27 protein-coding genes are annotated in these 26,477 nt (G+C 61.3%); 15 read left to right on the top strand and 12 right to left on the bottom strand.

The window, feature by feature from the left end:
• Positions 1-53: 53 nt before the first annotated feature.
• Complete coding sequence (locus LJX92_RS07655; RefSeq protein ID WP_078820608.1) at positions 54-647, bottom strand: nitroreductase family protein; 594 nt, start codon at positions 645-647, stop codon at positions 54-56.
• Between the two features lie 154 nt (positions 648-801).
• Here LJX92_RS07655 and LJX92_RS07660 point away from each other — a divergent pair, with 154 nt between their 5' ends.
• Both LJX92_RS07660 and LJX92_RS07665 read left to right on the top strand, forming a co-directional pair.
• A complete protein-coding gene (locus LJX92_RS07660) occupies positions 802-1,251 on the top strand; it encodes a YcgN family cysteine cluster protein (RefSeq protein WP_003172524.1) in 450 nt (149 codons plus the stop codon).
• 14 nt (positions 1,252-1,265) lie between these two features.
• Positions 1,266-2,486: a hypothetical protein gene (locus LJX92_RS07665; RefSeq protein ID WP_032877239.1), complete on the top strand. Its 1,221-nt coding sequence runs from the start codon at positions 1,266-1,268 to the stop codon at positions 2,484-2,486.
• An 83-nt stretch (positions 2,487-2,569) separates the two neighbouring features.
• On the opposite strand, the gene LJX92_RS07670 is transcribed toward LJX92_RS07665, so the two are convergent.
• The 3 genes from LJX92_RS07670 to LJX92_RS07680 all read right to left on the bottom strand — a co-directional run bounded on the left by LJX92_RS07670 (position 2,570) and on the right by LJX92_RS07680 (position 3,991).
• Positions 2,570-2,920, bottom strand: coding sequence for a DUF2892 domain-containing protein (locus LJX92_RS07670; protein WP_032877238.1), 351 nt, complete (start codon positions 2,918-2,920; stop codon positions 2,570-2,572).
• A 67-nt stretch (positions 2,921-2,987) separates the two neighbouring features.
• A complete protein-coding gene (locus tag LJX92_RS07675) occupies positions 2,988-3,455 on the bottom strand; it encodes an RNA methyltransferase (protein WP_003189607.1) in 468 nt (155 codons plus the stop codon).
• A gap of 161 nt (positions 3,456-3,616) precedes the next feature.
• Positions 3,617-3,991, bottom strand: coding sequence for a YajD family HNH nuclease (locus LJX92_RS07680; protein WP_005786102.1), 375 nt, complete (start codon positions 3,989-3,991; stop codon positions 3,617-3,619).
• A 107-nt stretch (positions 3,992-4,098) separates the two neighbouring features.
• Between LJX92_RS07680 and LJX92_RS07685 the strand changes: the two genes are divergently transcribed.
• Positions 4,099-5,019, top strand: a complete 921-nt coding sequence (locus tag LJX92_RS07685; RefSeq protein WP_228309525.1) for a ParB/Srx family N-terminal domain-containing protein — start codon at positions 4,099-4,101, stop codon at positions 5,017-5,019.
• Between the two features lie 117 nt (positions 5,020-5,136).
• On the opposite strand, the gene LJX92_RS07690 is transcribed toward LJX92_RS07685, so the two are convergent.
• Complete coding sequence (locus LJX92_RS07690) at positions 5,137-5,823, bottom strand: spermidine synthase (RefSeq protein ID WP_032877236.1); 687 nt, start codon at positions 5,821-5,823, stop codon at positions 5,137-5,139.
• A 78-nt stretch (positions 5,824-5,901) separates the two neighbouring features.
• On the opposite strand from LJX92_RS07690, the gene LJX92_RS07695 reads away from it, so the two are divergent.
• Positions 5,902-6,180 (top strand): hypothetical protein, encoded by a 279-nt coding sequence (locus LJX92_RS07695; protein WP_005786107.1) that lies wholly within the window; start codon positions 5,902-5,904, stop codon positions 6,178-6,180.
• A gap of 48 nt (positions 6,181-6,228) precedes the next feature.
• Here LJX92_RS07695 and LJX92_RS07700 read toward each other — a convergent pair whose 3' ends face one another.
• Entirely contained in the window at positions 6,229-8,271 is a 2,043-nt protein-coding gene (locus LJX92_RS07700; protein WP_078820612.1) for a S9 family peptidase, read from the bottom strand.
• 24 nt (positions 8,272-8,295) lie between these two features.
• Here LJX92_RS07700 and LJX92_RS07705 point away from each other — a divergent pair, with 24 nt between their 5' ends.
• From LJX92_RS07705 to LJX92_RS07715, 3 genes are read left to right on the top strand one after another with little or no spacing between them, the layout of a single operon-like run.
• A complete protein-coding gene (locus LJX92_RS07705; protein WP_032877234.1) occupies positions 8,296-8,823 on the top strand; it encodes an MFS transporter in 528 nt (175 codons plus the stop codon).
• Positions 8,824-8,855: 32 nt separating this feature from the next.
• Positions 8,856-9,632 carry a class II glutamine amidotransferase gene (locus LJX92_RS07710; RefSeq protein WP_032877233.1) on the top strand — a complete coding sequence of 259 codons (777 nt, stop codon included), beginning with the start codon at positions 8,856-8,858 and terminating at the stop codon, positions 9,630-9,632.
• Positions 9,633-9,642: 10 nt separating this feature from the next.
• Positions 9,643-10,185, top strand: coding sequence for a DUF2937 family protein (locus LJX92_RS07715; RefSeq protein WP_005786113.1), 543 nt, complete (start codon positions 9,643-9,645; stop codon positions 10,183-10,185).
• 113 nt (positions 10,186-10,298) lie between these two features.
• Here LJX92_RS07715 and LJX92_RS07720 read toward each other — a convergent pair whose 3' ends face one another.
• Positions 10,299-11,219: a LysR family transcriptional regulator gene (locus LJX92_RS07720; RefSeq protein ID WP_005786115.1), complete on the bottom strand. Its 921-nt coding sequence runs from the start codon at positions 11,217-11,219 to the stop codon at positions 10,299-10,301.
• Between the two features lie 175 nt (positions 11,220-11,394).
• Here LJX92_RS07720 and LJX92_RS07725 point away from each other — a divergent pair, with 175 nt between their 5' ends.
• The 3 genes from LJX92_RS07725 to LJX92_RS07735 are packed head-to-tail and all read left to right on the top strand — an operon-like array spanning position 11,395 to position 13,747.
• The gene (locus tag LJX92_RS07725) at positions 11,395-12,135 is read left to right on the top strand and encodes a 5-oxoprolinase subunit PxpA (RefSeq protein WP_032877232.1); all 741 of its coding nucleotides are present in this window, start codon (positions 11,395-11,397) and stop codon (positions 12,133-12,135) included.
• A complete protein-coding gene (gene pxpB, locus LJX92_RS07730; RefSeq protein ID WP_103733530.1) occupies positions 12,132-12,836 on the top strand; it encodes a 5-oxoprolinase subunit PxpB in 705 nt (234 codons plus the stop codon). The genes LJX92_RS07725 and pxpB overlap by 4 nt, the downstream gene beginning before the upstream one ends.
• Positions 12,833-13,747 (top strand): biotin-dependent carboxyltransferase family protein, encoded by a 915-nt coding sequence (locus tag LJX92_RS07735; RefSeq protein ID WP_148852356.1) that lies wholly within the window; start codon positions 12,833-12,835, stop codon positions 13,745-13,747. Before pxpB ends, LJX92_RS07735 begins: the two co-directional genes overlap by 4 nt.
• A 107-nt stretch (positions 13,748-13,854) precedes the next feature.
• On the opposite strand, the gene LJX92_RS07740 is transcribed toward LJX92_RS07735, so the two are convergent.
• From LJX92_RS07740 to LJX92_RS07750, 3 genes are all read right to left on the bottom strand, one after another.
• Positions 13,855-15,033: a vWA domain-containing protein gene (locus LJX92_RS07740; RefSeq protein WP_228309527.1), complete on the bottom strand. Its 1,179-nt coding sequence runs from the start codon at positions 15,031-15,033 to the stop codon at positions 13,855-13,857.
• Positions 15,033-15,878 carry an AAA family ATPase gene (locus LJX92_RS07745; protein WP_003210690.1) on the bottom strand — a complete coding sequence of 282 codons (846 nt, stop codon included), beginning with the start codon at positions 15,876-15,878 and terminating at the stop codon, positions 15,033-15,035. Before LJX92_RS07745 ends, LJX92_RS07740 begins: the two co-directional genes overlap by 1 nt.
• Before the next feature lie 99 nt (positions 15,879-15,977).
• Entirely contained in the window at positions 15,978-17,054 is a 1,077-nt protein-coding gene (locus LJX92_RS07750) for a DUF748 domain-containing protein (RefSeq protein WP_043046513.1), read from the bottom strand.
• Between the two features lie 125 nt (positions 17,055-17,179).
• On the opposite strand from LJX92_RS07750, the gene cysK reads away from it, so the two are divergent.
• Complete coding sequence (gene cysK, locus LJX92_RS07755; protein WP_032877228.1) at positions 17,180-18,154, top strand: cysteine synthase A; 975 nt, start codon at positions 17,180-17,182, stop codon at positions 18,152-18,154.
• Positions 18,155-18,307: 153 nt separating this feature from the next.
• Entirely contained in the window at positions 18,308-19,246 is a 939-nt protein-coding gene (locus tag LJX92_RS07760) for an aspartyl/asparaginyl beta-hydroxylase domain-containing protein (protein ID WP_032877227.1), read from the top strand.
• A 137-nt stretch (positions 19,247-19,383) separates the two neighbouring features.
• On the opposite strand, the gene acnA is transcribed toward LJX92_RS07760, so the two are convergent.
• Positions 19,384-22,125, bottom strand: a complete 2,742-nt coding sequence (gene acnA / locus LJX92_RS07765; protein ID WP_223018543.1) for an aconitate hydratase AcnA — start codon at positions 22,123-22,125, stop codon at positions 19,384-19,386.
• Positions 22,126-22,321: 196 nt separating this feature from the next.
• On the opposite strand from acnA, the gene rlmM reads away from it, so the two are divergent.
• A complete protein-coding gene (gene rlmM, locus LJX92_RS07770; RefSeq protein ID WP_032877225.1) occupies positions 22,322-23,398 on the top strand; it encodes a 23S rRNA (cytidine(2498)-2'-O)-methyltransferase RlmM in 1,077 nt (358 codons plus the stop codon).
• Between the two features lie 126 nt (positions 23,399-23,524).
• Entirely contained in the window at positions 23,525-23,770 is a 246-nt protein-coding gene (tusA, locus tag LJX92_RS07775) for a sulfurtransferase TusA (protein WP_032877224.1), read from the top strand.
• On the opposite strand, the gene LJX92_RS07780 is transcribed toward tusA, so the two are convergent.
• Positions 23,767-25,161 (bottom strand): MATE family efflux transporter, encoded by a 1,395-nt coding sequence (locus LJX92_RS07780; protein ID WP_032877223.1) that lies wholly within the window; start codon positions 25,159-25,161, stop codon positions 23,767-23,769. The genes tusA and LJX92_RS07780 overlap by 4 nt on opposite strands.
• Before the next feature lie 168 nt (positions 25,162-25,329).
• Between LJX92_RS07780 and pdxB the strand changes: the two genes are divergently transcribed.
• Positions 25,330-26,472: a 4-phosphoerythronate dehydrogenase PdxB gene (gene pdxB / locus LJX92_RS07785; RefSeq protein WP_228309531.1), complete on the top strand. Its 1,143-nt coding sequence runs from the start codon at positions 25,330-25,332 to the stop codon at positions 26,470-26,472.
• The last annotated feature ends 5 nt before the right edge of the window (positions 26,473-26,477 follow it).

Below are 26,477 nucleotides of genomic sequence, written 5' to 3' on the forward strand. Positions count from 1 at the left end.
ATCTAAAATGTGAGAGGGGGCTTGCTCCCTCCCACATTGGAGTTGCACTAGGCTTACAGGCTGAAGTCGCCCTCGGACACCAGTTCAGTCAACGGCTTGCGCGGGCTCGGCGCTTCACGGCCTTGCAGGTATTGCGGCAGGTTCGACTTGTCACCCAGCTTACCCACCGCTACGGCCGCGTGCAGCGCATAGCCTTGTGGAATCTTCAGCTCTTTGCGGGTCAGCTCCTGATCGAAACCGGCCATGCCGTGGGTGTGCCAGCCGCTGAGGCTGGCTTGCAGCGCCAGGTGGCCCCAGGCCGAGCCGGTGTCGAAGGTGTGCCACAGCGCCGGGGTTTCTTCTGTAGCGCCGGGGGCGATGAAGTCGGTTTTCGACGCGATGATGACCAGGGCCGACGCATGCTGCGCCCAATTGCGGTTGAACTCATTCAGCAGGCCCAGGAAACGCTCCCAGTCCGGCGTGTCCCGGCGGGCGTAGAGAAACCGCCACGGCTGCGAGTTGTACGCCGAGGGTGCCCAGCGTGCGGCTTCGAAGAAACTCAGCAACGTCTCTTGCGGGATGCTTTCGCCAGTAAAGGCGCGGGGCGACCAGCGTTCGGTGAATTGGGTATGGATCGGGTAATCGGCAACGCGTGGGTTATCGCTCATGGACAGATCCTGATGAAAAAAGCCGGGGTTCAAAACTACTGCGCCAACCCAGGCCTGACAAGTCTTGCAACACCGTCAGTCGTAAGCGCTTGGCCGTAACGGGCTTGGGCACTAGACTGGCGGCCTTTTCACCTTCTGATACTGATGTAGAGCCATGGCCGCCAAAGTCGAACCTTTCTGGATACGCAAAACCCTTGAGCACCTCGACCAGGAGGAGTGGGAGTCGTTGTGCGACGGCTGCGGCCTGTGCTGTCTGCAAAAGCTTGAGGATGAAGACGACAACAGCGTCTATTACACGCGTATCGCCTGCAAACTGCTCGACCTGAAAACCTGCCAGTGCACCGATTACCCCAATCGCCGCGCTTCGGTGCCGGACTGTATCCAGCTCACGCCCGGCCAGGCCGACCAGTTCAAATGGCTGCCGCCAACCTGCGGCTATCGTCTGGTCAGCGAGCGCAAGGATTTGCCGCTCTGGCACCACCTGGTCTGCGGCGACCGCGACGCCGTGCACCATGAACGCATTTCCCAGTCCGGGCGCATGCTCAGCGAAGGCAGCGTGCCAGAGGACGACTGGGAGGATTACCTGATCTTCCGTGCAGGCTGAACAAAGGAGTGTGTATGAAGGTGGCAGCCAAGTTGGCAGCGGCCCTGGTATTGCTGGCCCTGAGCGGGCCGGGCTGGTGCGCTAAGAAGGTTGACCTGGATTATCACGTCAAGCTGCTGCCCCAGAGCGAGCAGGCCGAGGTGCGCGTCAGCCTGTCCCAAGGCTCGGCGGTGCGCAGCCTGGACTTTGACCTGGGCCGCAGTGGTGATTACAGCGACTTCAAGGCCGACGGCCATTGGCAAGTCACGGGCAGCCGTGGTGTGTGGCAGCCCAGCGCCGACAAGGCCAGCCTGACCTACCGCGTGCGTCTGACCCACGCGCGCAAGCCGGGCACCTTTGACACACGGGCCACGCCCAATTGGGCATTATTGCGCGGTGAAGACCTGGTGCCGGCTGCGCGCCTGGACCAACAAGATGGCATTGAATTGGTCTCGCGCCTGATGTTCGAACTGCCCGCGGGCTGGAAGAGCGTCGAAACTGCCTGGCCGCGCATTGGCAAAAGCAAATTCCGCATCGACAACGTGTCCCGCCTGTTCGATCGCCCCACCGGCTGGATGCTCGCCGGTAACCTCGGCAGCCGTCGCCTGCGCCTGGGTGAAACCGAGGTCACCGTGGCCTCGCCAAAGGGGCAGGGCATGCGCCGTATGGACGTGCTGACGCTGCTGACGTTCGTCTGGCCGCAGGTGGACGCTGCGTTCCCACGCCATCCCGCCAAATTATTGATCGTCGGCGCGAGTGACCCGATGCGCCGCGGAGCCTGGGCGTCGCACGATTCGATCTACCTTAACAGCCGTACGCCACTGGTCAGCGAAAATGGCAGCAGCCCGTTGCTGCGCGAGGTGGTGCAGGCCATCGGGCGCTTCAACGACCACGACAGCAGTGACTGGATCAGCGAGGGCCTGGGGGAGTATTACGCGATTGAACTGGTGCGACGTGCCGGGGGCCTCACCGATGAGCGTTATGCGGCGATCCAGGCGCGCCTGGCCAAAGAAAGCAAGGCGGTCACCACGCTGAGGGGCGAGCAAATCGGCAGCGCTGGTGTAGCGCGGGCAGTACTGGTGTTGCAGGACCTGGACCGCGAGATCCGCGTGAAAACCCACAACAAGCGCTCCCTGGATGATCTGGCGCAGGCGGTGATGCGGGTGAACAGCATCAACACCAAAGAGTTCGTTCAGTTGGCTGAAAGCGTAATCGGCGAATCGTCGGTGGTACTGGATAGCAAGCTGCTGCGCTGATCCCAAGCCCTGTGCAATTCAAAATGTGGGAGGGGGCAAGCCCCCTCCCACATTTTGAATCTCCAGCATGTCCAAGACTTAGGTCAGGCTTTGGGTTTTACAGCCTTCTCAGCCGCCACTTCCGCCTTGGTCTTCAAATTCTTCAATTCTTCCCCGGCCCGCTCGATCTTCGTGCGCACGCTGTTCATTTCCTGGCGACCCTGCTCCAGCTTGTCTTTGAGCGAACTGTGCCCGGTAAAGCCACGGGCCAGTGCCACGCCGCCAATCGCCACCTGGATCAGCCCGAAAATCCCGCCGCGGCGCAGGCCTTTGCCGACCATCATCACGCCGCCCGCCACTGAGCCGATGCGCTCCCAGCCATGCACATTCTGGGTAGGCTGAGGCTTCAACGGTGTGGCTTCGATGATAGGTTGCAAAATTTTGCTGTCGCTCATGATCTGTCTCCAACAAGGGCTAGTGTTACTAGCTGACTGCACGCAGGTGCCGGATGTTCCCGCAGAATCAGTACTTGGGGCCCGAACGGGTGTTGTTGCCCTTGGCCAGGCGGTCGTAGAGCACCACATTGACGGTGGCCGCCAGGTTCATGCAGCCCGTGGTGGGGATGTACACCACATCTTCGCACCAGTCGCGGATCTCCTTGTCCAGGGAACCGTCCTCGGGGCCGAAGATATACAGCGCGCGGTCGGGGTGGGTGTATTCAGGCAGCGGGCGGGCGCCTTCCACCAGTTCCACGGCAACCGGGATGCAGCCCAGGGGCAGGATCTTCTTCAGGTCGTCGATGCCGATCAGCGGAATGTCGTGGTGGACCTTCTTGGTGTCGGTGATGAAATCCCGGGCGCGCTCGTAGCGCACGCCGGTGTAGAACACCGAGGCCACGCCGTAGCAACCGGCGGCACGCATCACCGAGCCGACGTTTTCGGGGGATTTTGGGTTATACAGACCGATGCAGCTGTAGCGTTTATTGCCCACGGGGAAGGGTGCCTTGGAGAAAAACGGCGATTATACGGCCTGGGGGTATGCAGTGCTTGGGCGATCGTCATCGCGGGCAAGCCCTGCTCCCACAGGGGAATGCATTCCAAATGTGGGAGCTGGCTTGCCTGCGATGAGGCCAGTACAGACAAGGACGATCTTCAGTCGTCTTTCTTCATCAACCCCGCCAGCGCCGCAAACGGATTGTGCGTCGCCTTGGCAATGCTCGGGCTGCTGGTGGAGCCTTCGCCGAAATACTGCTGGTCGGTGTAGCGCGAGTGTTCGTTGTCGTGGCAGTACAGGCACAGCAATTCCCAGTTGGAGCCGTCCTGGGGATTGTCATCATGATTATGGTTGCGGTGGTGTACGGTCAGTTCACTCAAACGCTTGCCGGCGAATTCACGGGCGCAGCGACCGCACACGTGGGGGTACATCTTCAAGGCTTTGTCGCGGTAGCCCATTTCGCGGTCGCGCTGGGCGTCGGCGAGGATGCGGTCCAGCTTGGCGGTGTGGGAGGGCGGGTTGGTCGAGCTCATCATGGCTCCTGGCTATTTGGTGGGTCACGGATAAGGTTGATTCTAGCCGCTTACGCTGAAAATCACCCCTAGGGATTGCTTCACTGACTGATAAGGATTTGAAATTTATGCGTCTGTATTCATGGACTATCGGGCTTGTGCTCTGTGTGGTTACCGCTCAGGCCCAGGCGTTCTCTACGCCGCAGCCCGGGCAGGTGATCGAGGTGGCCCTGGAGCAATTGCACCCCACCCAGGCCGTGGTGGGTTTCGACCAGATCTACTACAGCCTCGGGCTGTTCGCCGACAAGCCGGCCAAGGCTTTCGATGAATACTGCGAAACCAACGGCCAGGGCGAGGCTGACCAGGTGCAGAAAAACGCCGAGCTGCTAAGGCCCGACAGCTTTACCTGCAAGCACCCGGTCGGCACCTACCCGCAGGATATGAAAACCGTGGTGGTGGGCCCCGGCGGCCAGCTTTACCTGACCGATGGTCATCACAGTTTCACTACCTTGTGGGAAACACCCGGCGCTGGCCCGCGCTTGAAAATGTGGGTCAAGGTCACCGACGACTTCAGTTCCAGCCCCAACCTCGCCACGTTCTGGCAGCGGATGGAAGCGGCCCGCAAGGTCTGGCTCAAGGACAATCGGGGCCAGGCGTTGCCAGCGGAGCAACTGCCGGCGCACCTGGGCTTCAAGAACCTGCAGGACGACACGTTCCGCAGCCTGGTGTATTTCACCCGTAAGGCCGCGTACGGCAAGCCAAACGAGGGTGCGATTGCGCCGGAATTTCTGGAGTTCTACTGGGGCAACTGGCTGCGCACGCAGATTGATCTGGGCCAGTACAACCTGAACAAGAAGGGCGGCTACAAGGGTGCCATCGAGGCTGTCGCCAAGCGCATGGTCAGCCTGGCGCCGGGGGCAATGGTCGGCGACAGCGGTTTCACTGCCCGGCAGTTGGGTGGTATGACCCAGCTGGATCAAAAGGAGTTGGAAAAGACCTTCGACAAGAAAGTGCCGTACGTGATCGATTACCGCAAATCCAGAGACTGAAGCAGTACCAAATGTGGGAGGGGGCTTGCTCCCGATAGCAGTGTGTCTGTTAAGGATAGGCAAGCTGACACACCACTATCGGGAGCAAGCCCCCTCCCACATTTGACCGATGGTGATTCAGCCCTTGAGCTTTTCTGCAATCCAGATGGTATGCCGCGTGCCTTTATTGCCATGGGCGAACACCTGAACCTCTTCAGCCTTGAAGCCGGCCTTGCGCAGTTTGTCGCTGAACAGCTTATCGGCACTGGCCGACCACACGGCGAGCACGCCCTTGGGCCGCAGGGCTTTGGCGCAGGCGGCCAGGCCACCGGCGGAATACAGCCAGCTGTTGGCCTTTTGCGTAAGCCCCTCGGGACCGTTGTCGACGTCAAGCATGATCGCGTCGAAGCCCTGGGGCTCGGCCTGTAGCACCTTGGCCACATCTTCCAGACGAATCACCGTGCGCGGGTCCTGCAAGGGGCACCCGGATTTTTCTCCCAGTGGCCCACGGTTCCATTCCACGACGCCCGGCACCAGTTCGGCCACCACCACTTCGGCAGTCTTGCCCAAATGCTTGAGTGCTGCGGCCAAGGTAAAGCCCATGCCCAAGCCGCCGATCAGCACGCGTGAGTTCGGGCGACCGGCGACCTTGCGGCAGGGAATCTCCGCCAGGGCGTCTTCGGAACCGTGCATGCGCGTGTTCATCAACTGGCCGCCGTCACCGCCCTGGATCTTGATGACGAAATCCTCGCCATACTCGAACAGGCACAAGGCGCCGCCGTTGTCGGGGATCGGAGTAGTGTCCAGCAGAACGAAACGTTTCATGGAAATCTCATTGGGAAGGGCATTCTTGCGCAGTTGGGAGTAGCCTTAAGGCATTCCGGTCAGGCCATGGAGCCATCGATGAAGTGCAGCATTCTAACGGTCATTGTATTGAGCGCGCTCATATCCGCTGCGGCGCAGGCTCAGGAGTTGCAAACCGTACCGGTCGCGCCCGCACCAACCCCAGGCGCGCCGGGTACGCCGACCCCGACGTTGTACCCTCAAGTCAGCCCGCCCGCCACGCCCAAGACGAACGGTACGCCACCGTTGGTGCCCATCGTGTTGCCCACGCCGCCCAAGGACCAGACTGTCCCCGGCTTGCAGCAGAACGACAGCAAGCCGAAGACGCCCGGCGGTTAAAACAGTCAAGGCGGTCCTGCGTTCAGACAGGACCGCTCCATCAAGTGCTTAGATCAGCCCGAGCGCCTTGAACACAAACGCATATTCGAGCGCTACGTCACGCAATCCCTGGTAGCGCCCGCTCATGCCGCCATGGCCGGCGCCCAGCTCGGTCTTGAGCAGCAACAGGTTGTCTGAAGTGGCGGTATCGCGCAGCTTGGCCACCCACTTGGCGGCCTCCCAATACTGCACGCGGCTGTCGTTGTAGCCGGCAATCACCAGCATGGCCGGGTACGCCTGGGCGCTGACGTTTTCGTATGGCGCGTAAGCCTTGATGCGCGCATACACTTCGGGTTCCTCGGGGTTGCCCCATTCGTCGTACTCGGTGATGGTCAGCGGTAGCTCCGGATCGAGCATGGTGTTGAGCACATCGACAAACGGCACTTCGGCAATCGCCGCCTGGAACAGTTCCGGGCGCTGGTTGAGCACCGCGCCAATCAACAGGCCGCCGGCACTTCCGCCGCTGATCGCCAGTTGCCTGGAAGTGGTCAGCCCCTCGGTGATCAGGTGTTCGGCGCAGGCGATAAAATCGCTGAAGGTATTCTGTTTGTGTTCCTGCTTGCCGTTGCGGTACCAGGCTTCACCCAGCTCACCGCCGCCGCGCACATGGGCGATGGCAAACGCGACCCCTCGGTCCAGCAAGCTCAGGCGTGCGTGGGAGAACCATGGGTCCAGGCTTGAGCCGTAGGCACCGTAGCCGTACAGATACAGCGGGGTGGGTTTACCCAGTTGATCACGCTTGACCACCAGGCTGATGGGCACTTGGGTGCCGTCGGCAGAGGTGGCCCACAGGCGCTGGCTGACGTAGTCGTCGGCGTTGAATGTGCCGAGTACCGGGGTTTCCTTGAGCACCACCTGCGCGCCGCTTGCCAGCTCTAGCTGACGCACCTGGGCGGGACGGTTCAGGGCCTCATAGCGTAGGCGGATGTTGTCGCTTGGAAATTCCAGGCTGTTTTGTACGTAGAGGCTGTAGGCGGCGTCGGGTAATTCCACGCGATAAGCCGGTACGCCCTCGGGGTGCACCTCGATGACCGGCAGGCCGCCGATGCGCAGGCTCAATGTCATGGCGCTGGCGTTCAGGCTCACGCCGTCGAGCATGACTTCGTCGCTGTGAGGGATCAGGTTCTGCCAGTCGGCCTCGGTAGGCGGCGTACCGGTATCGGCGGCGAGGTAGAGCGCGTAGTTGATGCCGTCGCGGTTGCTGCGAATAAACCAGGTCCACTCGCCGTTACGCTTGCCGTGGTCGACATCGTATTCGTGGTCCTCGACGCGCGGCGCCAGGCAGGTGAAGGCCAGGTGCGGCTGATCGGCATCCAGTGCCCAGATCTCACTGGTGGTCTTGCTGCCCAGAGCCAGCAGCAGTTGGCGCTCGGAGCTGGAACGGTAGCAGTGCAGGAAGAAACGGCCATCGGGCTCGTGGAACACTTCCTGCGCCGCCGTACCGTCCAGACGGTAGCGATACAGCTTGTGCGGGCGATGGGTGTCGTCGAGTTCGCCGAAGAACAGCGTCAAGCTGTCATTGGCCCAGGTCATGCTGCCGTCGCAGTTGTCGAACGCCAGTTCGCTGACCTTGTCGGTGGCCAATTCCTTCACGTACAGGGTGTAGATCTCTTCACCGCTGGTGTCGAGGCTGTAGGCCAGGCGCTGGTGGTCGGGGCTGATGCTGAACGCGCCGAGGGAGAAAAAGCCGCCATTGGCCAAGACGTTCGGGTCCAGCAGCAGTTCTTCGCTGCTCTCGTCCACCTGGTTGCTGTCATCGGCCGGGCGGCGGCAGCGATAGTGGCGTGCGTATTCGTCACCGGCGGTGGTGCGGGTGTAGTACAGGTACGGGCCCCAGGGGGAGGGCAGGGACAGATCGGTTTCGAGGATGCGGCCCTTGATCTCTTCGAACAGCGTTTCGCGCAAAGCCTGCTGGTCGGCGAGTTGGGCTTCCTGCCAGGCGTTTTCCGCCTTGAGGTAATCGAGCACTTCAGGGGTGTCGCGCTCCTGCAGCCAGGCGTAGGGGTCTGCGCCTGGGGCCTTGCGGGCAATCGGAGCGGTGGAAATAGGCATGGATAATTCCCTATCTGGCGGACGGTGGCCGGCATTGCAGCCGCGACACGCAAAAGCCGTTATCATAGCCGCCTCTTTGCCAGCCTTGCCATGGACACCATGACCGAGAACGACTATCTGACCGCTTGGGGCCTCTACGCCTTCGCCGCTTTGGGCTGCCTGTTAGTGTGGTGGCGCATGACCCGCTGGGTCTGGCGCTGGCTGCGCGAGCCGCTGCAATTGCTGATGGCGGTGCTGTTACTGAGCCCGACCATCGTCGACCCGGTCAAGACCCAGTTTGCGCCGGCCGTGGCCATTACCGCCCTGGACCTGGTGCTCAAGGTCGGCAACAACGCTTGGCGGGCGATCTCCGATCTGTTCATGTACACGATGATCGTGTTTGCCCTGTACATCGTGTTTGTGCTGATCCGCTGGCCCATCGAACGCGCGGCCAGCGCTCGCCGTGAGCGCAAGGCTGCTGCAGATGCCGCCTTGGCCGCCGAGCCGGAAGACGACGAACCGTTCCGTCGCCCGGCGCCTGCTGGTGGTATGCGGGTCGAGCCGCGCCTTTAAACGTAGACTGCCCCTGCAGCGAGAGCCCTGGCATGTGTGAATTATTGGGCATGAGTGCCAACGTCCCCACCGATATCGTGTTCAGCTTTACCGGGCTGATGCAGCGCGGTGGGCGTACCGGCCCGCACCGCGACGGTTGGGGCATCGCCTTCTATGAGGGCCGTGGCCTGCGCCTGTTCCAGGACCCGGCCGCGAGCAGTGAGTCTGAAGTGGCGCTGTTGGTGCAGCGCTATCCGATCAAGAGCGAAGTGGTGATCGGCCATATCCGCCAGGCCAATGTGGGCAAGGTCAGCCTGGCCAATACCCATCCGTTCGTGCGTGAGCTGTGGGGCCGCAACTGGTGTTTTGCCCATAACGGCCAGTTGGCCGACTTCCACCCGCGCGCCACGTTTTACCGCCCGGTCGGCGATACCGACAGCGAAGCGGCCTTCTGTGACCTGCTCAACCGCGTGCGCGAAGCCTTCCCTGAGCCTGTGGACATCGAGCAAGTGCTGCCGGACCTGATCGCCGCCTGCGCCGAATACCGCAGCAAGGGCGTGTTCAACTGCTTGCTCAGCGACGGCGACTGGCTGTTTTGCTACTGCTCGACCAAACTGGCGCAGATTACCCGGCGCGCGCCGTTTGGCCCCGCACGCTTGAAAGATGTCGACGTGATCGTCGATTTTCAGGCCGAAACGACGCCCAATGACGTGGTAACCGTCATCGCCACCGAGCCTTTGACCGACAACGAAAACTGGACCCGCTATGAACCGGGCCAATGGAGCCTGTGGCGACGCGGTGAATGCGTCAGCCAGGGCGTTACCGAATAAGGAATCGACCATGTTGCTCAGCTATCTGCGGTTGGTGCTGTTTGCCATTGGCTTGTTGGTCGGCGTGCAAGTGCCGGGGTTTATCAACGATTACGCCAAGCGCGTCGAAGCCCACCTGATCGAGGCGCAGACTGGCTTGCGCGGCTTTGAGTCGACCGCGCAGCAGTTCTTCAACGGGGACATGCAAGCGCTGGTGGCGCATTACCGCGCCAGCGATGACCCGGTTTTCCAGAGCGACGCCAGCAGCCTGGGCGCGATGCTTGATCGCCAGCTTGAGTTGGACAAGCAATTCCAGGCCATGCAAGGCCCGTGGTACATCCGCGCCCTGCAAGTGGCCGTAGCCGCCGACCCGGATATCCGCCTGGAAACCTGGAATGGCTACAGCTACCAGATTCTGCTGACGCCCGAAGCCATGGGCTGGGGCTTGGGCGGGGCGATGCTGTTGTCGTTCGGCATCGAGTGCCTGTATCGCCTGATCGACTGGGTAGTGCTGGGTGGCCGGCGCTTGCGCCAGAGCCGGCCGATCGAAGAGCGGGACTTGAAGGGCCTATAAGTCAGGGCCGACTCGGTCCAATGTGGGAGCTGGCTTGCCTGCGATAGCGGTGGTCCAGTCACAGATGTGCACGATGGCCCACCGCTATCGCAGGCAAGCCAGCTCCCACAGTTTTAATCGGGTTTATGCAGTTGCATGCGTTCTGCACCGACTTCCTCGGCATACCTTGCCACTACCTTCTGGCACAACCCCACAATCTCCTCCACCAACTCCACCCCCACACGCCATGACACCACCACCTGCAAGTTCGGCAGGCGCTGTGCCATCGGCAGCATCACTAATTCCCCCCGCGCCAGCTCTTCACTGACCAGCACCGGCGGCAGGGCACCGATGCCGAAGCCGTCACGCAATAATCGCGTAATCGCCGACACCGAGTTCACACAGTTCATTCTGGGCGCGGCCACGCCGTTGGCCTGCATCAGACTCAGCACGTCCTGATGCGGGTGGGAGTTTTTCGAGTAGGTGATGATGCGCTCCTGAGCCAGTTCGGCGAGGGAGGCGTAGTCACGGTTGTAAATCGAGTGGCTGGCGACGATCCAGGCCATGGGATGGCTGGCCAGTTCCAGGCTGCGCACGGTTTCCAGGCGCAGCAGGTCAGTTTGCAGGATCAGGTCGAGAAAACCTTTTTGCAACTGATCGCTGAGGTTCAGCGCGGTATCGGCGACCAGCTCGATTTCCACCAGCGGGAACAGCTTCATCAGTTCTGCCACCAGCGGGCTGAGCCAGGTGTGGATCACCGTGTCCATCGCGCCGATCCGAATGCGCCCGACCTTGCTGCTGGTGGTCTCCAGGGACTGTTTCAAACCCTGCATGGTCACCATCATTTGCTCGGCATAATCGAGCACCTTCAAGCCTTCCGGGGTCAGGCTCACGCCCCGGGAGTCACGCAGGAACAGCTTCACCCCCAGCTCGCTTTCGAGCACGGCGATGCGGCTGGAAATAGAGGCCTGGGTGGTGAACAGCTTCTCGGCAGTCAGGCGAAAGCTCTTGAGCTTGGCCACCCAGACGAAGGTTTCGAGGAACTTCAAATTCATGGGATCAACTTTTTCTTATGCATGGATCGGTTTTTATTAGTTGGACGTCGCACCGGGCAAGCGCCAAAAATCGAGCCGTTCCACGATAAGCGTCGTTGGGGTGCCAGGACAAGTTGCGAGTTCTGTGTAATAAATCCCACACTACAAAAAAACAAAACCTACAGGAGCGACCACCGTGAGCCGCCTGCTACTGAACTGCGACATTGGCGAAAGCTTTGGCAACTGGACCATGGGTCTGGACGCCGAAGTCATGCCGTTCATTGATTGCGCCAACGTGGCCTGCGGTTTCCATGCTGGCGACCCGAGCATCATGCGCAAGACCGTCAGCCTGGCGTTCAAGCATGGCGTGCAAGTGGGCGCTCACCCGGCCTATCAAGACCTGCAAGGCTTTGGCCGACGGTCAATGAACTACACGCCGCAGGAAATCCAGGATCTGTTGCATTACCAGATCGGTGCGCTGGACGGCATCTGCCGGGTCCAGGGCGGGCGCGTCAGCTACGTGAAACCCCACGGTGCGATGTACAACGACATGATGGCCAACCCCGCGCAGTTGCGTGCGGTGATCCAGGCCGTGGCCGCCTACGGCGACCTGCCGCTGATGCTGCTGGCTACCCGTGACAACAGCGCCGCCCAAGCTGTGGGTGACGAATACGGTGTGACCCTGTGGTTCGAAGCCTTTGCCGATCGCGCCTACGACAGCAAGGGCCATCTGGTTTCCCGCCAGTTGCCCGGCGCGGTGCACCACGACAGCGACACTATCGTGCAGCAGGCCCTGACCATTTCCCGTGGCGCGGCATTGGTCGCCAGCGACGGCAGCCCGTTGGCCTTGCAGGCCGATACCTTGTGCGTGCATGGCGACAACGCCAGCTCGGTGGCCGCGGTGCAGCGTATCCGCCAAGCGTTGCATACAGCATGAAGCCACGCATTGAAGTGGTGGCCATCGACTGCCTGATGGTGCGTCTGTTTGAGGTGATTGCCGAGGCCAACATGCCGTGGATGCTCGCTGCCACGCAGCGTTTGCGCGCAGAGTTCGGCACGGCGCTGGTGGATCTGGTGCCGTCCTACACCACCTTGATGGTGCATTACGACCTCAGGGAGCTGACCCCGACACAGGCTCGGGAGCTGATCGACCTTGCGCTCACGGACCTGCAACCCCAGGCCCAGGGCAGCGGCCAGTGCCACGTGCTGCCGGTGTGGTACGACCTGAGCGTCGGCCCGGAGTTGACCCTGTTGTCCCAGCGCAGCGGGCTGACGGTAGAGGACGTGATCCGCCGCCACAGCGCCCATGAATACCAGGTGTTCGCCCTTGGTTTCGCGCCGGGTTTTGCTTTTATGGGCCTGGTGGATGAAAGCCTCGCCACACCGCGCCTCAACACGCCGCGCAAACGCGTGGCCGCTGGCAGCGTCGGCATTGCCGAACGGCAAACTGCTGCGTACCCGGTGGTGTCCCCGGGCGGCTGGAACCTGATCGGCCGCACCCCGGCCAAACTCTTCGACCGTGAGCGCGACGGCTACAGCCTGATGCAGCCCGGCGACACGGTGCGCTTCGCCCCGGTCAGCCACACCGAATTCGTCAACCTGGGTGGCGATGACACGCCGTTGGAGGCGCTGGCATGAGCCGCTTGATGATCGAGGCCAGCACGCCGCTGTGCCTGTTGCAGGACGCCGGGCGTTTTGGCGTGCGCCACCTGGGTGTAACCCAGGGCGGCGCACTGGACTGGGTGTCGATGTCCTGGGCTAACTGGCTCTTGGGCAATGCCCTGGATGCGCCGGTGGTGGAGATCACCCTGGGTGGTTTCACCGTGCAGGCCGAGGATTATTGCCTGCTGGCACTGGCCGGTGCAGACCTGGGCGCCTATATCGATGAGCGCGCCATTAGCCCCGGTCGCAGTTTTATCCTGCAAAAGGGCCAGCGACTGCGCTTTACCCAGCCGTTCAATGGGGCACGCGCTTATCTGGCGGCGCCCGGTGGGTTCGATGCCCCGGCTGTACTTGGCAGTTGTGCCACGGTCGTGCGCGAAGCGTTGGGCGGGGTGGACGGTTTCGGCAAGGCATTGGCTGAAGGCGGGCGGTTGGCTTATTCCGGTACGGGCGGTGCAATGAAGGTGCTGGCCAAGCCGGAGTTGCAATCCGGTGCCTCACTGGACGTGATTATCGGCGCGCAGATCGGCCAGTTCAGCGGGCAGAGTTTATTCGACGCCTTCAACACCGAATGGGCGCTGGACAGCCGCGCCGACCGCATGGGTATGCGCTTGCTCGGCACGCCGTTGCAGTACCAGGGGCCGTCGTTGATTTCCGAAGGGATTCCGTTGGGCGCGATCCAGGTGCCCCCGGATGGGCAGCCGATTGTGTTGCTCAATGACCGGCAGACGATCGGCGGTTATCCGCGGTTGGGCGCGTTGACGCCTCTATCCTTGGCGCGGCTGGCGCAGTGTTTGCCGGGGGAGAAGGTGCGGTTGGCACCGGTGGTGCAGGAGGCGGCGCATCGGCAGCACACCAAGTTTTTGCAGCGGTTTGCCGATCGCTAAAAGCATCGCAGGCAAGCCAGCTCCCACAGAGGAATGCATTCCAACCTTGAAATGCAGTCAACATGTGGGAGCTGGCTTGCCTGCGATGAGGCCGGTCAAAACACCGCCTATTTCGAGAGAAAACGCATACCTTCTTCCAACCCGCGCAGCGTCAGCGGGTACATCTGATCCTCTACCAACTCCCGCACAATCCCCGTGGAAGCCGTATAGCCCCAGGTATCTTTCGGGTAGGGGTTAATCCAGATCAGCTTCTTGTACTTGGCCATGAAGCGCTGCATCCACACATACCCCGGCTCCTCGTTCCAGTGCTCGACGCTGCCGCCGGCCTGGGTGATTTCATAGGGCGCCATGGCCGCATCGCCAATGAAGATCACTTTGTATTCGGCGCCGTACTTATGCAGCAGGTCCTGGGTGGAGGTGCGCTCCGAGGTGCGGCGCTGGTTGTTCTTCCATACCGACTCGTACACGAAGTTATGGAAGTAGAAGTACTCCAGGTGCTTGAACTCGGTCTTGCACGCCGAGAACAGCTCTTCGCAGGTCTTCACATGGGCGTCCATCGAGCCGCCGATGTCGAATAGCAGCAACAGCTTGATGGTGTTGCGGCGTTCGGGGCGCATCTGGATATTCAGCAAGCCGGCATCGCGTGCGGTGTGGTCGATGGTGCCGTCGATATCCAGCTCTTCGGCCGCACCCTGACGTGCAAACTTGCGCAGGCGGCGCAGGGCGATCTTGATGTTGCGCGTGCCCAGTTCCACCTGATCGTCGAGGTTCTTGTACTCGCGCTGATCCCAGACTTTCACCGCCTTGCCCTGGCGCTTGCCGGCGTCACCGACGCGAATGCCTTCGGGGTTGTAGCCACCTGAACCGAACGGGCTGGTGCCGCCAGTGCCGATCCATTTGTTGCCGCCGGCATGGCGTTCTTTCTGTTCTTCCAGGCGTTTCTTGAATTCCTCGATCAGCTTGTCGAGGCCGCCGAGGGACTGGATCTGCGCGCGTTCTTCATCGCTCAGCGAACGTTCGAATTCCTTGCGCAGCCACTCTTCGGGGATCAGCGCCTGCAAATGGTCATCGAGTTTTTCCAGGCCATTGAAATAGGCACCGAAGGCACGGTCGAACTTGTCGAAATGCCGCTCGTCCTTGACCAGTATCGCTCGGGCCAAGTAGTAGAACTCGTCCATGTCAGCGAAGGTCACGCGCTGTTTCAGCGCGTTGATCAGGTCCAGCAGCTCGCGCACCGACACCGGCACCTTGGCCGCACGCATTTCATTGAACAGGTTGAGCAGCATCAGCGATTACCGCGGCGGCTCATGAACGCCAGCCGTTCCAGCAATTGCACATCCTGCTCGTTTTTCACCAAAGCGCCGGCCAGCGGTGGGATGGCCTTGGTCGGGTCGCGCTCGCGCAGCACCGCTTCGCCAATATTGTCGGCCATCAGCAGCTTGAGCCAGTCGACCAGTTCGGACGTGGAAGGCTTCTTCTTCAGGCCCGGAACCTTGCGCACATCGAAGAACACGTCCAGCGCTTCGCTGACCAGGTCTTTCTTGATGTCCGGGTAGTGCACATCCACGATTTTTTGCAGGGTGGTGCGGTCGGGGAAGGCGATGTAGTGGAAGAAGCAGCGGCGCAGGAATGCATCCGGCAGCTCTTTTTCGTTGTTGGAGGTAATGATGATGATCGGGCGCTTCTTGGCCTTGATGGTCTCGTCGATTTCGTAGACGTAGAACTCCATTTTGTCGAGTTCCTGCAACAGGTCGTTGGGGAACTCGATGTCGGCCTTGTCGATTTCGTCGATCAGCAGGATCACCCGCTCCTCGGACTCGAAGGCTTCCCAGAGCTTGCCCTTTTTCAGGTAATTGCGCACGTCGTGAACCTTGTCCACGCCCAGTTGCGAATCGCGCAGGCGGCTCACTGCGTCGTACTCGTAGAGGCCCTGATGCGCCTTGGTGGTGGACTTGATGTGCCAGGTGATCAACTTGGCACCGAAGGATTCGGCCAGTTGCTCGGCAAGCATGGTCTTGCCAGTGCCCGGTTCGCCCTTGACCAGCAATGGCCGCTCCAGGGTGATGGCGGCGTTGACGGCCAGTTTCAGGTCATCGGTAGCCACATAGGCCTGGGTGCCTTCGAACTTCATCGGTCATTCCTCGGATTCATCAATGCCCCGACTATACCCCGCAGCCCCGGCGACTGTGAACGCAGACGGGGCATTCAGTCTCTGAATGGCGGGTCAGGCTCAATCCGCCGATGGCTTGGGTTGTTCATACCGGGCATTGAACGCCTGGATAAACCCATTGCGCAGAATTGCGATCACCGCAGAAAACGCACTGACATTCTGCTGGTGCACGCTACCGCTGAGCTCCACACGGGTGGCGAACTGGTTTTTGCGCTGGTTTTTCAGCACCGTCTCGCTGGCTCCGACCACGGCCTCCCAGATTGAGCGGAAGATATTCTTGTCCTTGTTTTCAACATCTTGTTGCCAGTCAAACACCTCTACGTCACGCAGCAGCGGCTTGATGTAGCCGGTGAGTCGGCCATTTTCAGCCTGGGCTTCGATCACCACGTCGCCCGTGCCGGCCTTGAAGTCGAACTTGCCATAGGCCGATGCAAAGTCGTTCATGCGCTTGAGTTGCAGGTCGCGGGCGCGGAAGCGGAACTCGAATTCTTCGAAATCGCTCAGCGGATCAAAGGTGGCATTGGCCTCCAGCGGCGCCTGGCCTTGCAGCAGTGCCTTGCCTTCGAAGCGGGCGTCGCGCTTGCCTTTGACATCCACCACATTGGTCAGGTTGTAGAAGCTGGCGTTGACCCCAGTGGCGTTGATATTGACCCGGGGCTTGGAGCTGAAGTTATGGAAGGCAATCTCGCCGTCTTCGATGCGCACTTCATTGAGGGTGATCGGCAGCAACTTGCGCAGTTGTTCCTGCCAGTCGGTGCCTTTACCCGTCTGGGACGCCTGCTTGTTGGCACCGCCATCGACGAAGTTGATCTGCGGACGCACAAAATGCCCCTCGGCCACGACGGCGTGGTCGTACCAGAGTGAATGCCAGCTCACGGCGAACTCGATCAGCGGCGCCTTCACGAACGGCACCGGGACCTTGCCGTCCACCTTGACGATTTGCAAGCCGTTGATCCGGTAGGCGCCGCGCCACAGGGCCAGGTCCACATCGGCGATTTCGCCGCGGTAATCGCCCATGTTGGCGAGTTTCTCGTTCAGGTAATTGCGCACCAGGTAGGGCAGCGCGATATTCAAGGCAATCAGGACCAGCACCAGAGCGGCGATTGTCCCTAACGGCCAACTGTAACGACGTTTCATGGGGCAGTTCTCCTTGCTTGTAGGAGATTGACTGTTCTGATGAACGCAACGTTCCCCCGTCTGGACGCCCTGGAGAACGAGGCATACCCTTGGGGCCTTCTTCAAAGTCGCCAACAGGATCCCTCATGAGCCGTATCTTTGCAGACAACGCGCATTCCATCGGTAACACGCCCCTGGTTCAGATCAACCGCATCGCACCGCGTGGCGTGACGATTCTGGCCAAGATCGAAGGGCGTAACCCGAGTTATTCAGTGAAGTGCCGCATTGGCGCAAGCATGATCTGGGATGCCGAAAGCAGCGGCAAGCTCAAGCCAGGCATGACCATTGTCGAGCCGACTTCCGGCAATACCGGTATCGGCCTGGCGTTTGTCGCGGCGGCCCGTGGCTATAAATTGCTGCTGACCATGCCGGCGTCCATGAGCCTTGAGCGCCGCAAAGTGCTCAAGGCCCTGGGCGCCGAGCTGGTGCTGACCGAGCCGGCCAAGGGCATGAAGGGCGCCATCGAAAAGGCCGGTGAAATCCTCGCCGGCGACCCGACCACCTACTTTATGCCGGCCCAGTTCGAAAACCCGGCCAACCCTGCGATCCACGAGAAAACCACCGGCCCGGAAATCTGGAACGACACCGACGGCGCCGTGGATGTGCTGGTGGCGGGCGTGGGGACCGGCGGCACCATCACCGGGGTGTCACGCTATATCAAGAACACTGCGGGCAAGCCGATCCTGTCGGTGGCCGTGGAACCCATGGTTTCCCCGGTGATCACCCAGGCCTTGGCGGGGGAAGAAATCAAGCCCAGCCCCCACAAGATCCAGGGTATCGGCGCCGGGTTTGTGCCAAAAAACCTCGATCTGTCGATGGTCGACCGCGTGGAGTTGGCGACCGACGAAGAGTCCAAGGCCATGGCCCTGCGGCTGATGCAGGAAGAGGGTATCTTGTGCGGTATCTCCTGCGGGGCCGCCATGGCTGTGGCAGTACGTCTGGCCGAGAAGCCGGAAATGCAAGGCAAGACCATCGTGGTGATTTTGCCGGACTCCGGCGAGCGCTACCTGTCGAGCATGTTGTTCAGCGATGTGTTTACCGACCAGGAAAACCAGGCCTGATCTTCAAAGCGGTCCCACAAGGTTGATGTAAGTCATCCGGTCGGCGTGGGCCTTCTGCATAATGGCTCAAGTGTTTATCATGGCCGGCTGTTACGTCTGGTTTCCCGTTGACGCAAGTTTGCCGGCCAGGCGCTTATTTCCAGGAGTTGCTGCATGACCTTTTCTTTGGCCGCCAAACTGTCGGTGTTGCTGCTGTTTATCGGCAGCACGCTGTATGTGCACCTGCGTGGCAAGGCCCGTTTGCCGATGCTGCGCCAGTTCGTCAACCATTCGGCGCTGTTCGCCCCGTATAACGCCTTGATGTACCTGTTTTCCGCGGTGCCGTCCAAGCCGTACCTGGACCGCAGCAAGTTCCCGGAACTGGACGTGCTCAAGGACAACTGGGAAGTGATCCGCGAAGAGGCCATGCACCTGTTCGACGAGGGCTACATCCGCGCCGCCGAAAAGAACAACGACGCCGGTTTCGGTTCGTTCTTCAAGAAAGGCTGGAAGCGCTTCTACCTCAAGTGGTACGACAAACCCCTGCCATCGGCCGAGGCCCTGTGCCCCAAAACCGTGGCCCTGGTCAGCAGCATCCCCAACGTCAAGGGCGCGATGTTCGCGCTGTTGCCAGGCGGCAGCCACCTGAACCCGCACCGCGACCCCTTCGCCGGTTCGTTGCGTTATCACCTGGGGCTGTCCACGCCGAACTCCGACGACTGCCGCATCTTCGTCGACGGCCAGGTCTACGCCTGGCGCGACGGTGAAGACGTGATGTTCGACGAAACCTACGTGCACTGGGTGAAGAACGAAACCGAGCAGACCCGCGTGATCCTGTTCTGCGACATCGAACGGCCGTTGAGCAACCGTGTGATGACCCGCGTCAACCGCTGGGTCAGCAAGCAGCTGGGCCGTGCTACTGCGCCGCAGAACCTCGACGACGAACGCGTGGGCGGCATCAACCAGGCCTATGCCTGGAGCAAGACCTTCAGCGACAAGTTCAGTGGCCAGGTCAAGCAGTGGAAGCGCAAGCATCCCAAGGCGTACCGCATTGCGCGGCCGGTGCTGGCGGTGGTGGTGTTGGTGCTGTTGTGGAAGTGGTTGTTCGGCTGATTGTGATTTCTTGACTTGAAATGCAGCCAAATGTGGGAGGGGGCTTGCTCCCGATAGCAGTGGATCAGTCAGCAAATGCCTAGCTGATACACCGCCATCGGGAGCAAGCCCCCTCCCACATTGGTTTGCAGTGTTGCTTATGACGCGATCAACTGCCGCAATACGTAGTGCAAGATCCCACCCGCTTTGAAGTACTCCACTTCATTCAAGGTATCAATCCGGCACAGCACCTCAACCTTCTCGCTGCTGCCATCTTCCCGAGTGATCATCAACGTCAGGTTCATGCGCGGTTCGACCTCGGCATCGGTCAGCCCGAGGATGTCGATCTTCTCCTTGCCGGTGAGCTTGAGCGTCTTGCGGTTCTGGTCCAGCTTGAACTGCAACGGCAACACGCCCATGCCCACCAGGTTGGAGCGGTGGATACGCTCGAAACTCTCGGCGATCACCGCCTTGACCCCCAGCAGGTTGGTACCCTTGGCCGCCCAGTCGCGGCTGGAACCGGTGCCGTATTCCTGGCCTGCGATCACTACCAGCGGCGTGCCTGAGGCCTGGTACTTCATGGATGCATCGTAGATCGCCATTTTTTCCCCGGTGGGGATATACAGCGTGTTGCCGCCTTCCTCGCCGCCCAGCATTTCATTGCGGATACGGATGTTGGCAAAGGTGCCGCGCATCATCACTTCATGGTTGCCCCGGCGCGAGCCGTAGGAGTTGAAGTCACGCGGTTCCACCCCTTGCTCGCGCAGGTAGCGTCCAGCCGGGCTGTCGGTCTTGATATTGCCGGCAGGGGAGATGTGGTCGGTGGTCACCGAATCACCGAGCAGGGCCAGGATGTTGGCGCCCTTGACGTCCTTGATCACCGGCAGCGGGCCGGCAATGTCATCGAAGAACGGTGGGTGCTGGATGTAGGTGGAGTCCTTTTGCCACACGTAGGTCGCTGCCTGCGGCACTTCAATCGCCTGCCATTGCTCGTCACCGGCGAACACCTCGGCGTATTCCTTGTGGAACATGCTGGTGCTGACCTGGGCCACCGCGTCGGCGATCTCCTGGCTGCTGGGCCATATGTCCTTCAGGTACACCGGGTTTCCGTTCTGATCGTTACCCAGCGGCTCGCTGCTGATGTCGATGCGCACAGTGCCGGCCAACGCATAGGCGACTACCAGGGGCGGCGAGGCCAGCCAGTTGGTTTTCACCAGCGGGTGCACGCGGCCTTCGAAGTTGCGGTTACCCGACAGCACCGAGGCCACAGCGAGGTCGGCCTTCTGGATGGCTTTTTCGATAGGCTCGGGCAACGGCCCGGAGTTACCGATACAGGTGGTGCAGCCGTAGCCCACCAGGTCAAAACCGAGCTTGTCGAGGTACTGGGTGAGGCCCGCGGCCTTGTAATAGTCGGTGACCACCTTGGAGCCTGGGGCCAGCGAGGTCTTGACCCAAGGTTTGCGGGTCAGGCCCTTTTCCACGGCCTTTTTCGCCACCAACCCGGCCGCCATCATTACGCTGGGGTTGGAGGTGTTGGTGCAGGAGGTGATGGCGGCGATCACCACCGCGCCGTTTTTCAGGCGATAGGTGTTGCCTTCGTATTCATAATCGGCCTCACCGACCAGATCGGCGTTGCCCACGGCCACGCCGCCACCGCCTTCACTTTCCAGGCGGCCTTCTTCCTTGCTGGTGGGTTTGAATTGCAGGTCGAGGAAGTCGCTGAACGCTTGGCCGACATTCGGCAGGGATACCCGGTCTTGGGGGCGCTTGGGCCCGGCGAGGCTGGCTTCGACGCTGCCCATGTCCAGGGCCAGGGTGTCGGTGAACACCGGTTCCTGGCCGGCGTTGCGCCACAGGCCCTGGGCCTTGGTGTAGGCCTCCACCAGTTTGACCGTCTCAGCCGGGCGGCCGGACAGGCGCAGGTAGTCCAGCGTCACCTCATCCACTGGGAAAAAGCCACAGGTAGCGCCGTACTCCGGCGCCATGTTGGCGATGGTGGCGCGGTCGGCCAGGGGCAGGTCGGCCAGGCCGTCGCCGTAGAACTCGACGAACTTGCCCACTACGCCTTTCTTGCGCAGCATTTGTGTAACGGTGAGCACCAGGTCGGTGGCGGTGATGCCTTCCTTGAGCTTGCCGGTGAGCTTGAAGCCGATGACCTCCGGAATCAGCATCGACACCGGCTGGCCGAGCATGGCCGCTTCGGCTTCGATCCCACCCACGCCCCAGCCGAGTACGCCGAGGCCGTTGATCATGGTGGTATGGGAGTCGGTGCCGACCAGGGTGTCGGGGAAGGCGTACGTGCGGCCGTCTTCGTCCTTGGTCCACACGGTGCGGCCCAGGTATTCCAGGTTCACCTGGTGACAGATGCCGGTGCCAGGTGGCACGACGCTGAAGTTGTCAAAGGCGCTCTGGCCCCAGCGCAGGAAGGCGTAGCGTTCGCCGTTGCGCTGCATTTCGATGTCAACGTTCTGCTCAAAGGCGCTGGTGGTACCGAACTTGTCGACCATCACCGAGTGGTCGATCACCAGGTCCACCGGCGACAGCGGGTTGATGCGCTGCGGGTCACCGCCGGCCTTGGCCACGGCGGCGCGCATGGCGGCCAGGTCGACCACCGCGGGCACCCCGGTAAAGTCCTGCATCAGCACGCGGGCGGGGCGATACTGAATCTCGCGGTCCGACTGGCGCTCTTTGAGCCAGGCGGCGATGGCTTTGAGGTCGGTGCCGGTAACGGTCTTGGCATCTTCCCAGCGCAGCAGGTTTTCCAGCAGTACCTTGAGCGACATCGGCAGCTTGTCCAGATCACCCAGGCTCTTGGCGGCTTCGGGCAGGCTGAAGTAGTGGTAGGTCTTGCTGTCTATTTGCAGTGTCTTAAGGGTTCTCAGGCTATCAAGGGATGACATTACATGACTCCTTATGGTCCGCACGGCCACGGACCTGGCGGGACGAACAGAGCTAACACGTTAGCGCTGTTTTCATTAGCAGGCTAATAACTGGACTCTATCGCCGAGCCCAAGGTTCCGAACTCGGCTATCATGCGCGCGTTTTCATGACAGGCATTGCGATAGCGCAAGGTCAGTTGATTCACCAGGAGAGTAGATGAACACCCTTTTTATGCACTGCCGCCCGGGTTTTGAAGGCGAAGTCTGTTCCGAGATCGCGGAACACGCCGCGCGCCTGAACGTTTCCGGCTACGCCAAGGCCAAGACCGGCAGCGCCTGCGCCGAATTTGTCTGCACGGAAGAAGACGGCGCCCAGCGCTTGATGCACGGCCAGCGCTTCGCCGAGCTGATCTTCCCAAGGCAGTGGGCACGCGGGGTGTTTATCGACCTGCCGGAAACCGACCGCATCAGCGTGATCCTTACCCACCTGCGCGACTTCCCGGTGTGCGGCAGCCTGTGGTTGGAAATGGTCGACACCAATGACGGCAAGGAACTCTCCAACTTTTGCAAAAAATTCGAAGTGCACCTGCGCAAAGCCCTGCTGGGCGCCGGCAAGCTGGTGGACGACCCGAGCAAGCCGCGCCTGTTGCTGACCTTCAAGAGCGGCCGCGAAGTGTTCATGGGGCTGGCCGAGTCGAACAACTCGGCAATGTGGCCGATGGGCATCCCGCGCCTCAAGTTCCCGCGTGACGCGCCCAGCCGCTCGACCTTGAAGCTGGAAGAGGCCTGGCATCACTTTATCCCCCGTGACCAATGGGACGAGCGCCTGCACGGTGATATGACCGGCGTCGACCTCGGCGCAGCGCCGGGCGGTTGGACCTGGCAACTGGTCAACCGTGGCATGCTGGTCACCGCCATCGACAACGGCCCCATGGCCGAAAGCCTGATGGACACCGGCCTGGTGCAGCACTTGATGGCTGATGGCTTCACCTTCGTGCCCAAGCAGCCGGTGGACTGGATGGTCTGCGATATCGTCGAGAAGCCTGCGCGCAACGCGGCGCTGCTGGAAACCTGGATCGGCGAGGGGCATTGCCGTGAGGCAGTGGTCAACCTGAAGTTGCCGATGAAGCAGCGTTACGCCGAAGTGAAGCGCCTGCTCGAACGCATCGAAGAGGGCTTCAAGGCGCGTGGCATACGGGTGGAAATCGGTTGCAAGCAGCTGTACCACGACCGAGAGGAAGTGACGTGCCACTTGCGTCGTCTGATAGACGTAAAGAAATCCAAAAGCCGCTGATAATAATTGTGGGAGCTGGCTTGCCTGCGAAAGCGGTATAACAGTCGAAATGTATGTTGAATGTGCCCCCGTCATCGCGGGCAAGCCCGCTCCCACATAAGAGCGGGCCTGTTTCAGGAGTGAAGTATGAGTGTTGATTTACCCGTAGACGGCACCCTCGACGCCACCGGCCTCAACTGCCCGGAGCCGGTGATGATGCTGCACCAGCACATCCGTGACCTGCCGGCGGGCGGCTTGCTCAAGGTGATCGCCACCGACCCGTCGACCCGTCGTGATATTCCCAAATTCTGCGTGTTTCTTGACCACGAACTGGTGGATCAACAGGAAGATGCTGGCACCTACCTGTACTGGATCCGCAAGAAAGCCGATTAAGCCAGCGCCTTTTCGGCACGAATGCGCCGGCGTGCACTGCGCGCCAGGCGCACCAGCAACATCCCTGCCGCACAGCTCAAACCCACGATCAGCCCTTGCCATAAACCGCTTGGGCCGCTGGGTTCGCCGAGCCAGTCGGTCAGCCCTAGGGCATAACCCACCGGCAGCCCCACGCCCCAATAGGCGAACAAGGTCAGCACCATGGTCACCCGGGTGTCCTGGTAGCCGCGCAAAGCACCGGCGGCAGTGACCTGAATCGAGTCGGAGAACTGGAACAGCGCCGAGAACACAATCAGCATCGACGCCAGGTGGATGACCACCGGGTCGGGCGTGTAGATCGCCGCGATCTGCTCACGAAACACCAGCATCAGGCTGCACGACAGGCACGCATAGGCCAGTGCAGTGCCCATGCCGACCCCGGCGGCGAAGCGCGCTTCACGCGGTTCGCCACGCCCCAGGGCCTGGCCGACGCGCACGGTCACGGCCATGCTCAGGGAGTAGGGGATCATGAATACCAAAGAACTGACATTCAACGCGATCTGATGGCCGGAAACCACGGTGGCGCCCAGGCTGCCAAGCAACAGGGCAATCACCGCGAATATGCTCGACTCGGCGAAGATCGCTACGCCAATCGGCAGGCCGATGCCCAGGATGCGCTTGATCACCGCCCATTTCGGCCAGTCAAAGCGCTTGAACAGTTCGCTGCTCTGGTACACCGGGCCCCAGCGCGTCCAGCCAGCCAGGCCGAGCATCATCACCCACATCGCAATGGCCGTGGCCCAGCCGCAACCCACGCCGCCCATGGCCGGTACGCCGAAGTGGCCGTAGATGAAGATGTAGTTCAGCGGAATATTCAGCGCCAGGCCGCACAGGCCCATGACCATGCTCGGCCGCGTACGACCCAGGCCATCACTGAAGCAGCGCAGCACGTAATACAGCGCAATTGCCGGCATCCCCGCGGCGATGCCGTGCAGGTAACCCATGGACGGCTCGATCAGGTCGGGCTCGACCTTCATCGCATGCAGGATCGGCTCGGCACATAGCAACAGCACCGCACCGCAGAGGCCGACCACCACGGCCAACCACAACGATTGGCGCACCAACGGCCCGATCTCGGTGAGTTTGCCCGCGCCATAGCGCTCGGCCACTTTCGGCGTGGTGGCCAGCAAGGTGCCGGTCATCAGCAGGTACACCGGGATCCAGATCGAGTTACCCAGGCCGACCGCCGCAAGGTCCTGGGGGCTGACACGCCCGGCCATCACCGCATCGACAAAACTCATCGCAGTAGTTGCCAATTGGCCGATCATGATCGGCAAGGCCAGCGTCAGCAGGCCGCGCACTTCCCGGCTGATGCGGGCTGGGCGGGAAAGGGTAGCGGTGGCAGTGTTCACGTACAGGTGTCCAATAAAAAAGCAGTCGCAAGGACGGCGGATTCTACGCTTTGACGCAGTGGTCAGGAAAAAACCTGTGTTGCTGATTTGTAATGCAGCCCCACAGGGATCTGTTGTGTTAGTTGAATCCCATGCCTGTACACTGCTGATCCGCCAAAGGAGCCTGCCATGCTGATTGTTGCCGACGAAAATATTCCGCTGCTTGATGACTTTTTCCAGGGATTTGGCGAGATTCGCCGCGTGCCTGGGCGGTCCATCGACCGCGCTACCGTCGAGCAGGCCGACGTGCTGCTGGTGCGCTCGGTGACCAACGTCAACCGTGCCCTGCTCGAAGGCAGCAACGTACGCTTTGTCGGCACCTGCACCATCGGCACCGACCATCTGGACCTGGACTTTTTCAAGCGGGCAGGGATCCAGTGGGCCAGCGCGCCTGGCTGCAATGCGCGGGGGGTTGTGGATTACGTACTCGGCAGCTTGCACACCCTGGCCGAAATCGAAGGCGTCGAGTTGGGCTCGCGCACCTACGGTGTCGTCGGTGCCGGTGAGGTGGGCGGGCGACTGGTCAAGGTCCTCAAGGGCCTGGGTTGGAACGTGCTGGTGTGCGACCCGCCGCGCCAGATCGCCGAGGACGGCGACTACGTCAGCCTGCAACAGATCATCGAGCAGTGCGATGTGATCAGCTTGCACACGCCGCTGATCAAGTCCGGCAATGGCGCCACCTGGCATTTATTCGACCGCCAGCGCCTGGAGCAACTCAAGCCCGGCACCTGGCTGATCAACGCCAGCCGTGGCGCGGTGGTGGACAACGCCGCGCTGCGCGAGGTGCTGCTGGCCCGCGAAGACCTGCAAGCGGTGCTGGATGTGTGGGAAGGCGAGCCGCAAGTGGACGTCGACCTGGCTGACCTGTGCGTGCTGGCCACGCCGCATATCGCCGGCTACAGCCTCGATGGCAAGCAGCGCGGCACCGCGCAGATCTACCAGGCATTTTGCGCGCACCTGGGCCACGAACCGAGCGTTCAGCTCAGTGATTTATTGCCGGCACCGTGGCTGGCCGAAGTCCACCTTAACGCTTCAACCGATCCGGCCTGGGCACTGGCGGCCCTGTGCCGCAGCGTGTACGACCCGCGCCGTGATGATGCAGATTTTCGTCGCAGCCTGGTGGGGACCGTGCAGGAGCAGCGCCAGTCCTTCGATTTGCTGCGCAAGCACTACCCGCAGCGCCGTGAGATAGATGGCCTGAAAGTGCGCATCAAGGGCGAGTCGACGGCGCTGTCGGCTATCGTTTCGGCTTTGGGCGCTGAAACGCTGTAAACACC

Origin of the sequence: Pseudomonas sp. HN8-3 (genome assembly GCF_020790195.1) — a bacterium.
Classification (GTDB): Bacteria; Pseudomonadota; Gammaproteobacteria; order Pseudomonadales; family Pseudomonadaceae; genus Aquipseudomonas; species Aquipseudomonas synxantha_A.

Coding starts and splice junctions, on each gene's coding strand:
- tusA (WP_032877224.1), top strand. CDS start 23,525: ATGAGTGTTGATTTACCCGTAGACGGCACCCTCGACGCCACCGGCCTC.
- LJX92_RS07735 (WP_148852356.1), top strand. CDS start 12,833: ATGAGCCGCTTGATGATCGAGGCCAGCACGCCGCTGTGCCTGTTGCAG.
- LJX92_RS07720 (WP_005786115.1), bottom strand. CDS start 11,219: ATGAATTTGAAGTTCCTCGAAACCTTCGTCTGGGTGGCCAAGCTCAAG.
- LJX92_RS07710 (WP_032877233.1), top strand. CDS start 8,856: ATGTGTGAATTATTGGGCATGAGTGCCAACGTCCCCACCGATATCGTG.
- LJX92_RS07750 (WP_043046513.1), bottom strand. CDS start 17,054: ATGAAACGTCGTTACAGTTGGCCGTTAGGGACAATCGCCGCTCTGGTG.
- LJX92_RS07760 (WP_032877227.1), top strand. CDS start 18,308: ATGACCTTTTCTTTGGCCGCCAAACTGTCGGTGTTGCTGCTGTTTATC.
- LJX92_RS07740 (WP_228309527.1), bottom strand. CDS start 15,033: ATGCTGCTCAACCTGTTCAATGAAATGCGTGCGGCCAAGGTGCCGGTG.
- LJX92_RS07715 (WP_005786113.1), top strand. CDS start 9,643: ATGTTGCTCAGCTATCTGCGGTTGGTGCTGTTTGCCATTGGCTTGTTG.
- pdxB (WP_228309531.1), top strand. CDS start 25,330: ATGCTGATTGTTGCCGACGAAAATATTCCGCTGCTTGATGACTTTTTC.
- LJX92_RS07700 (WP_078820612.1), bottom strand. CDS start 8,271: ATGCCTATTTCCACCGCTCCGATTGCCCGCAAGGCCCCAGGCGCAGAC.
- LJX92_RS07655 (WP_078820608.1), bottom strand. CDS start 647: ATGAGCGATAACCCACGCGTTGCCGATTACCCGATCCATACCCAATTC.
- rlmM (WP_032877225.1), top strand. CDS start 22,322: ATGAACACCCTTTTTATGCACTGCCGCCCGGGTTTTGAAGGCGAAGTC.
- LJX92_RS07665 (WP_032877239.1), top strand. CDS start 1,266: ATGAAGGTGGCAGCCAAGTTGGCAGCGGCCCTGGTATTGCTGGCCCTG.
- LJX92_RS07660 (WP_003172524.1), top strand. CDS start 802: ATGGCCGCCAAAGTCGAACCTTTCTGGATACGCAAAACCCTTGAGCAC.
- LJX92_RS07695 (WP_005786107.1), top strand. CDS start 5,902: ATGAAGTGCAGCATTCTAACGGTCATTGTATTGAGCGCGCTCATATCC.
- LJX92_RS07690 (WP_032877236.1), bottom strand. CDS start 5,823: ATGAAACGTTTCGTTCTGCTGGACACTACTCCGATCCCCGACAACGGC.
- LJX92_RS07670 (WP_032877238.1), bottom strand. CDS start 2,920: ATGAGCGACAGCAAAATTTTGCAACCTATCATCGAAGCCACACCGTTG.
- LJX92_RS07685 (WP_228309525.1), top strand. CDS start 4,099: ATGCGTCTGTATTCATGGACTATCGGGCTTGTGCTCTGTGTGGTTACC.
- cysK (WP_032877228.1), top strand. CDS start 17,180: ATGAGCCGTATCTTTGCAGACAACGCGCATTCCATCGGTAACACGCCC.
- acnA (WP_223018543.1), bottom strand. CDS start 22,125: ATGTCATCCCTTGATAGCCTGAGAACCCTTAAGACACTGCAAATAGAC.
- LJX92_RS07745 (WP_003210690.1), bottom strand. CDS start 15,878: ATGAAGTTCGAAGGCACCCAGGCCTATGTGGCTACCGATGACCTGAAA.
- LJX92_RS07680 (WP_005786102.1), bottom strand. CDS start 3,991: ATGAGCTCGACCAACCCGCCCTCCCACACCGCCAAGCTGGACCGCATC.
- pxpB (WP_103733530.1), top strand. CDS start 12,132: ATGAAGCCACGCATTGAAGTGGTGGCCATCGACTGCCTGATGGTGCGT.